This is a genomic window from Sphingobium tyrosinilyticum (genome assembly GCF_042654265.1).
GTDB lineage: Bacteria > Pseudomonadota > Alphaproteobacteria > Sphingomonadales > Sphingomonadaceae > Sphingobium > Sphingobium tyrosinilyticum.
This window is the reverse complement of sequence record NZ_JBHSFZ010000034.1, coordinates 1-6,905: the sequence shown is the minus strand read 5'-3', so window position 1 is coordinate 6,905 and position 6,905 is coordinate 1. Positions and strand designations below refer to the sequence as shown.

6 protein-coding genes and 1 pseudogene are annotated in these 6,905 nt (G+C 62.0%); 4 read left to right on the top strand and 3 right to left on the bottom strand.

Features of this window, described 5'->3' with window-relative positions:
* The 3 genes and pseudogenes from ACFO3E_RS15060 to ACFO3E_RS15050 form a co-directional block, all read right to left on the bottom strand.
* Window positions 1–98, bottom strand: a pseudogene (locus tag ACFO3E_RS15060) (transposase); the annotation flags it as partial.
* Complete coding sequence (locus ACFO3E_RS15055; protein ID WP_380805755.1) at window positions 77–364, bottom strand: hypothetical protein; 288 nt, start codon at window positions 362–364, stop codon at window positions 77–79. The gene ACFO3E_RS15055 and the pseudogene ACFO3E_RS15060, both read right to left, overlap by 22 nt.
* Window positions 365–544: 180 nt before the next feature.
* Window positions 545–1,111: a hypothetical protein gene (locus ACFO3E_RS15050; RefSeq protein WP_380805753.1), complete on the bottom strand. Its 567-nt coding sequence runs from the start codon at window positions 1,109–1,111 to the stop codon at window positions 545–547.
* Window positions 1,112–1,622: 511 nt separating this feature from the next.
* Here ACFO3E_RS15050 and ACFO3E_RS15045 point away from each other — a divergent pair.
* The 4 genes from ACFO3E_RS15045 to ACFO3E_RS15030 form a co-directional block, all read left to right on the top strand.
* Window positions 1,623–2,945 (top strand): MFS transporter, encoded by a 1,323-nt coding sequence (locus ACFO3E_RS15045; protein WP_380805751.1) that lies wholly within the window; start codon window positions 1,623–1,625, stop codon window positions 2,943–2,945.
* 52 nt (window positions 2,946–2,997) lie between these two features.
* Complete coding sequence (locus ACFO3E_RS15040; protein ID WP_380805748.1) at window positions 2,998–5,394, top strand: TonB-dependent receptor; 2,397 nt, start codon at window positions 2,998–3,000, stop codon at window positions 5,392–5,394.
* 108 nt (window positions 5,395–5,502) lie between these two features.
* Window positions 5,503–6,525 carry an alcohol dehydrogenase catalytic domain-containing protein gene (locus ACFO3E_RS15035; RefSeq protein WP_380805742.1) on the top strand — a complete coding sequence of 341 codons (1,023 nt, stop codon included), beginning with the start codon at window positions 5,503–5,505 and terminating at the stop codon, window positions 6,523–6,525.
* A gap of 108 nt (window positions 6,526–6,633) precedes the next feature.
* The coding region (locus ACFO3E_RS15030; RefSeq protein WP_465269439.1) for a transposase at window positions 6,634–6,905 on the top strand (272 nt) is incomplete at its 3' end.

Genomic DNA, 6,905 nt, shown 5'->3' with positions numbered 1-6,905 from the left:
ACCAACCGCATCTGGTTTGCATTGGCCGACCGGCACGAGGTGCGGTCGCTGCTGAGCTGAGTTTTATGCTGTTTGATCAGGTTCTCGGCCTGGCCACGGGTAGGATTTGAAGATGCGGTTTGACAGCCGGCTGGACGGCTCGAAAAACCCCGGCATCTGAGAGGTTGACCTGATTCACTATCACCATGACCTGAAGGCGACGGCGATGGCAGGGCAGCTTGGTTTCTTTGATCTCTCGGACTGCCACCAAAACCGGGCGAAATGCCTCGAAGTCGACGATCCGGCCCAGTTCCTCCAGCGGATCGCCGCGCGCAGATAGCCGCTTCAGATGATCCGATAATCCGAACAATCCTGCTTGCCGCATCCCTGCCTCCTATCAGGCGCAATGAATCAGATCAGGCGGTCAAACGCGAGGGTTTTTGGAGGCGCCCACCTACGACCGATGGTCCGCACAAGACATCACCACCATCTTCTCAGCCGTTCAGCGATCCCGGCCGATCCTGCCAGCGGTTAATTTGGAGCTCAGCATTGTCTGCGCGCAGGATCATAAGGCGACGGGCATCCTCTCGCCTTCGGCCCATGCGGACAGGGGTCTCCACGCGGACGTGCATCGGGAAGCGGCACCCAATATGCACAATTCCGCGCCCTCTATGGAATTTTCGGTCATTTCGTAAATGTCGCAGCTGCCGTTGATCCATTCCTTTACGAAGGTCCTGGCCGCTGCGGCGATTACACGGCTGACGCTGATGTATCCGTCCTCGCGAACGGGCAGGCCAGACAGGGAAGACCTCACAAGTTTGGATATGACCTTGATTGTCTCTTCCGATATTTTCATGTTCACATAGTTGTCGCCTTCGACGACACTATATACGGACCTGGAATAGTCGGGATAATATTTTATGGTGAGGTGGCGCGCTGCCAATATGCCGATATAGTCATTGCCGATGATGGGTCTGTATTTGGATATGAGAAGGCGATTATAATTAACGATCGCATGGAAAATAATATCGCCTTTCGATCCGATATTATTGTGTAGTGTCTGTGGCGAACTCTTGGTGCGCTGTGAGAGATTTTTGATGGTAAAGCTGCGATAGCCATCCTCCGCCAGCATCTTGCGGGCGACGGCGAAAACCGAGTTTCTCCATTCCAGTCGCGCGCTGGCGCGCCGGCAAGGATGGTCCAGCGCATACTCGTTGACAAGAAACGGGCTGCTCCCTTGCCGGGCCTCACATTGCTCAAGCTCAGCGATCCTGGATGGAAATCCGCTCGACATACCGACCCTCGTCCCTCTTCTCATCCAGTCATCGCACACTTGATCTTGGTAACGGGGAACGCGTCATGCCCGGCTGGCAGTGTGCCAAATTTTGATAGATCGTCAATATATCAATTAAGGGGCATGGGGTGCGCTTTCGCATCGCGCCCGCCTCCCATATGGTCGGCAGATCAAAAGGGGGGAGGATATTGCAAACAACCTGTAGCTCAGGCTCCCGGCTGCGCGTCGACGCTGCCCGGTGTGCACCTCTACGCTGCCTCCGCCCTGGCCCGCGCTAATGTCAGTAATGGCCAGGCCCGGCGGCGCGGTTTCGTCACTAATCCCGCGTTGACCAGGAAGGTCGCGACACATGCACGACAGCCATATCGACGGCGGGCGGTCATCCCGTGGCGCCACCTATCTTCTGGGCGTCCTGGTACTCGCCTACATCATATCCTTCATCGACCGGCAGATCGTGTCGCTGCTGGTGCCCGACATACGCCGCGCGTTCGGCGTCGGCGATCTTGAAGTAGCGCTGATCCAAGGCGTCGCTTTCTCCATCCCCTTCTGTCTGGTCAGCATTCCGGTCGGTTTTCTGGTCGACCGCTACAGGCGCAAATATCTCTTGCTGCTGGGCGTGCTGATCTGGACGGCGACCACAGCGCTTTGCGCCTTTGTCGAAAGCTATCCGATGCTGTTCCTGGCCCGCATGGGCGTTGGCGCGGGCGAAGCTTTCGTGGCGCCGACTGCCTATTCCATGATCACCGACGCCTTTCGGAAGGACCGCGTCGTCCGTGCGCTCTCCATCTTCACATTGGCGGGGGCCCTGGGCGCGGGGCTGGCGTTCCTGACCGGGGGGATCGCGCTTCAGGCCATCTATTCGCGCCCGTCGCTCGCTTTCGGGCTCGAGCCATGGCGTGCGGCCTTCATCATCGTCAGCCTGCCGAGCGCGCTGGTCATCCTGATGATGGCGCTCACCCGCGAACCGCGGAGGATGGATGTGTCGGCAGCCGAACGGCCTCTCCGGCTGGCCGAGGCGTGCCGCCTGCTCTGGAGGGTCAGGGGCGATTTCCTGCCGATTTTCGCCTGCGCCTCGCTGCTTGGCATTCCCTATTATGGCAGCATGTCGTGGTTCGCCGCTCATCTGGTGCGGATGTATGGCTGTTCCAGCGCGCAGGCCGGGCTGATCCTGGGCGCGGTCTATCTCGTCTGCCCGCTCATCGGCACGATCTTCGGCACGATGGTGACGGAGTCTTTCCAGCGCGCCGGCAGGAGCGACGCACCGATGCGCACCATATCGCTCATCGCGCTCATCGCCATTCCCACGAGCCTCGCCGGCGCGGTGACGAGCCTACCGCTGGCGATCGCGCTGCTGGCGACCGGCGCGCTGGCGCTGGGGTCCTATTATGGCAATCTGGTGGGGGCGCTGCAGATGGTGACGCCGCCGCGCGTCCGGGGCCTCAACTCCTCCTTCTACGTCATTTTCAACAGCCTGATGGCGCAGGCGGTGGGACTGGCGGTCATCGGCGCGATGTCGGACCGCCTGTTCGCCGGCCGGCCGGACGGGCTTGGCCTCAGTCTCGCGACCCTCAGCGTCATCTGTTCGATCATAGCTGCCATGCTGTCGCGGCGCACCCTCCCCCGGTTCGGCAGCGTCGTGCGGGCATCCTGGGCGGAAAAGGCCGCGGACTGACCAAGAAATTCCACTCTTCGCACAAACAGAAATGAATATTCAGGAGATATCGATGTCCATTCCATTCTACCTATCCCTATCCGGCCGGCGCCGCACGGCTCGCCGCTGCGCCTATATGGTCGCGGCCTCCTGCATCGCCCTTTCGACGCCATCACTCGCGCAGGATGCCCCGATGGCGGACGACGCGCAGGCGGTGACGCCATCGGACGACGCGCCGCCGCAGGACATCATCGTGACGGCGCGCAAACGTAGCGAAAGCCTGATCGCGGTGCCGGTGACGATCACGGCGGTAGGACAGGAGACGCTGGAGCGTCGCGGCATCGTCCGTCTAGAGGAATTGAACACGCTGGTTCCGGGCCTTCAGCTGGGCGATGCGTCCGGCGGGTTCCAGGGCGGCACCATCTTCCTGCGCGGCCTGGGTGCGGGCGACGCCAACACCTTCGCCGACCAGGCCGTGCCGTTCGTCATCGACGACGCGCAGATCGGGCGCGCGACGATCCGCCGCCTGAGCGAGGTCGACGTCGGCCAGATCCAGGTCCTCAAAGGGCCCCAGACATTGTTCTTCGGCAAAAGCACGCCGGCGGGCGCGATCGTCATCAGCACCAACGACCCGACCGACCGGTTCGAGGCTCGCGGCAGGGCCGGCTATGAGTTCAATGCCCATCAGTTGAGCGGTGAGGCCGTGGTATCGGGCCCGCTGATCGAAAATATCGGCGCGCGGCTGGCCGCGTTCGGTTCGACCAGCCGGGGGTGGATGAAAAACGGCTTCCCGCAGGACAACCCCCTAACGGGCCGGCCCCACGGGCCGCGTGAAAATGAATATGGCGGCCGGCTCACCGTGAAATATCTGGGCGACGATGACCTGACCGTTCGTCTGAAGATCAATTACAGCCATCTGGAGAATGACGGGTCGACCGGCGCAGTCCAGAATATTTTCTGCCCGATGGGCGCTTCGCAATATGGCGATCCGCAAATCGAATGCGTGCCCGACAGCCGATACCAGCATTCCAACGTGCCGCCGTCATTCGTCGCGATCGACACCAATTTCGGCGACGGCCGTACTTACCTGAAAATGGATCAGTTGCTGGCTCCCTTGTCAATCGACTATGAGCTGAGCGATTCGCTTACTCTATCTTCGGTATCCAGTTTCTATTCGCTCAAACAGCGTCAGGTCGAAACCTTCAACAACACGCTGGCGCCCGGCTCGGCGCTTGGCCTCTATGCGCATCTCAACTTCAAGGAATTCACCCAAGAGCTCCGGCTGCTCAGTGCGTTCGACGGGCCGATCAATTTCCTGACCGGCGCTTTCTACCATTATTCCAACCTATTTGCGCAGACATCCTCCGGTGCCTTCGCTCCGCCGCGCAGCCTGGGCAGCATCCGGGCCCGGCAGCGGGGCAACGCCTATTCGGCTTTCCTGCAGGGCATCCTCAAGCCAACGGAAGCCATCGAATTGGCGGCGGGCGGTCGCTATTCGGAAGAGACCAAGCGAGTAGATTTCGAACTGGGCGTCCCGCCGGGCATATTCGCGCCGGTCGCGACCGGTGTACCACGGCGGCGCTTCACCGATTTCTCACCGGAACTGACCGCGACGTGGCGGCCGACGCAACAATTGACCATTTTCGGCGGATATCGGGAAGGCTTCCTGTCGGGCGGCTTCAATTCGGGCTTCGCGGATGTCAGCGGCGACAGGTCGTACGGGCAGCAAAACACCAAGGGGTTCGAAGGCGGCATCAAGGCGTCGCTGTTCAACCGGACGCTACGCACCAACCTCAGCATCTATTCCTACACTACAACCGGCATGCAACTGACGATCTCCTTCACGCCCCCCACAGGCGGCGCGGTGCTTCGCACGGTCAACGCCGGCAAGTCGCGGACGACGGGAATTGAAGGCGAATTTGCCTGGACCACGCCGATCAGCGGATTGGATGTGCGCGGCGCCATGGCGTACAACCATGGCCGCTACAAGGATTTCCAGACGCTATGCTATCAGGGCCAGACGGTGGCGCTTGGGTGCAATGTGTCGCCCAATGCCGCTGGGCGGTTCCAGTTGCAGGACCTGTCCGGTCAGCAGATGGTCCGTGCACCCGATTGGATGATCAACGGCGGCGCAACCTATACCCGGCCGGTGGGTCCCGACCTGGTCCTCGATCTCAACGCCGACGCCGCCTATACCAGCGGCTATTTCACCACGACCACCAATATCCCGGCCAGCCGAATGCCAGGCTATTGGCAGGTGTCGGGTTCGATCGCCATTCATCCCGACGATGATCGCTGGCGCGTAGCGCTCATCGGTAAGAACCTGACCAACGAATATTATTATTCGCGCACCGCCGAGCAGCCCTTGCAGGGAACGCCGGGCGGCCTCACCACCGGAACGCGGGCTGACCTGTCGGGCACGGTCAGCCGGGGCCGTCAGATCCTGATGCAGGTTTCGGTGAAATATTGAGACAGGGTTGCGACGCCGCCATGCGGCGGGCACGACCTGTTATGGATCGTGCCCGCCCGGCCGGGGTAGGCCGGGAACGTAGCGGGTGACGACGACGAAGGATTAGGTATGAAAGCGGTTCATGTGGCGGAGGCGGGGGGCACCGATCAGCTGATATATGGCGACTGGCCCGATCCGCAGATTGGCGCAGGCGAGGTGCTGGTCCAAGTGCGCGCGGCATCGGTCAACAATGTCGACATCATGGTGCGCCAGGGTCTGCTCGGTCGCCTGCCGCTGGTGCTGGGCACCGATGCCGCGGGGACCGTCGCCCAGGTCGGCGCCGAGGCGCGCGGGCTGGCGATGGGCGACCGGGTCATCGTCAATGGCGCGATCAGTTGCGATGCCTGCGACTACTGCTTTGCCGGCAACCACGGCACCTGCCGCCAGCGGGCAGCATTGGGCCAGGCCGTGGACGGCACCTATGCCGAATATGTGAAGCTGCCCTGGCGCAACGTGCTGCCGATCGCCGGCAGCCTGTCTTTCGAGGACGCGGCGGCCGCTCCCGCCGTGTTCTTCACCGCCTGGCAGGCACTGATGACCCGCGCGGGGCTTCGGCCCGGGGAAACCGTGCTCGTCACGGCGGCGGGCAGTGGTGTGGGCAATGCGGGGATACAATTGGCGAAGCTGGCCGGCGCGCTGGTGATAGCAGGCTCCACGTCCGACGACACATTGGCCGACGCCAAGCAGTGGGGTGCGGAGGCCACTGTCAATTTCGCGGCCGGAAACTGGGCGCAAAGCGTCCTCGACCTCACGGGCGGCGAGGGGCCCCATGTCATTTTCGACATTCTGGGAGGTGCCTATTGGCCGGAATATCTGCGCTGTGTCCGCGCCGGCGGGCGGATCGTGACATGCAGCGTCGCGTCCGGGAACAAGCCCGATCTCGATATTCTCGCTCTTCTGGCGCGACAGGTAACGATTCTGGGCACCGGGGGCTTTGGTGCCAAAGGGGACATCGCCCGCGTCGTCGGCCTGCTTAACGAAGGCCGAATAAGGTCACGCGTCTCCAGGCTGTTTCCGCTGACCGAGGCGGCGCAGGCGCAGGACGCGCTGCGTGACCGTGGCACGACGGGCAAAATCATCCTTACACCCTAGCCTTTGTTATTCACCCGACGGAGACTGAAGTGTTGGCGGGAGTAGCGCAAGGCTCTGTTCTGAAATAGGAAATTGGGTGTCGAAGCCATTCCCTGCACAGGACAGAAAATGCCACCGGCCACCCCCACCGAGAACATCGATGGCGCGCCTCTGATTTCGTTTCCAGCGATCCATCGCAAGAAGGTCACGGCTGCCTTCGACGGCGGGCGGTTGACCTCGGACGGCGGGGTTCTGCTGCTGGCTCAAGCCGAGCGCACGATGGGGATTCCCACCAACGCTGCCCTGCGCGCCAATCCCGACATCGTCGCTGCCGCCGATGCCTGCGCCGTCAAGCGTGCCGAACAGGACCGGGTGGTCCTGCGCTGCTATGCCGAGATCCG

Bases quoted from the DNA above. Each gene is read 5' to 3' on its own strand.
- ACFO3E_RS15055 (WP_380805755.1), bottom strand. From the start codon at position 364: ATGCGGCAAGCAGGATTGTTCGGATTATCGGATCATCTGAAGCGGCTA.
- ACFO3E_RS15050 (WP_380805753.1), bottom strand. From the start codon at position 1,111: ATGCTGGCGGAGGATGGCTATCGCAGCTTTACCATCAAAAATCTCTCA.
- ACFO3E_RS15045 (WP_380805751.1), top strand. From the start codon at position 1,623: ATGCACGACAGCCATATCGACGGCGGGCGGTCATCCCGTGGCGCCACC.
- ACFO3E_RS15035 (WP_380805742.1), top strand. From the start codon at position 5,503: ATGAAAGCGGTTCATGTGGCGGAGGCGGGGGGCACCGATCAGCTGATA.
- ACFO3E_RS15040 (WP_380805748.1), top strand. From the start codon at position 2,998: ATGTCCATTCCATTCTACCTATCCCTATCCGGCCGGCGCCGCACGGCT.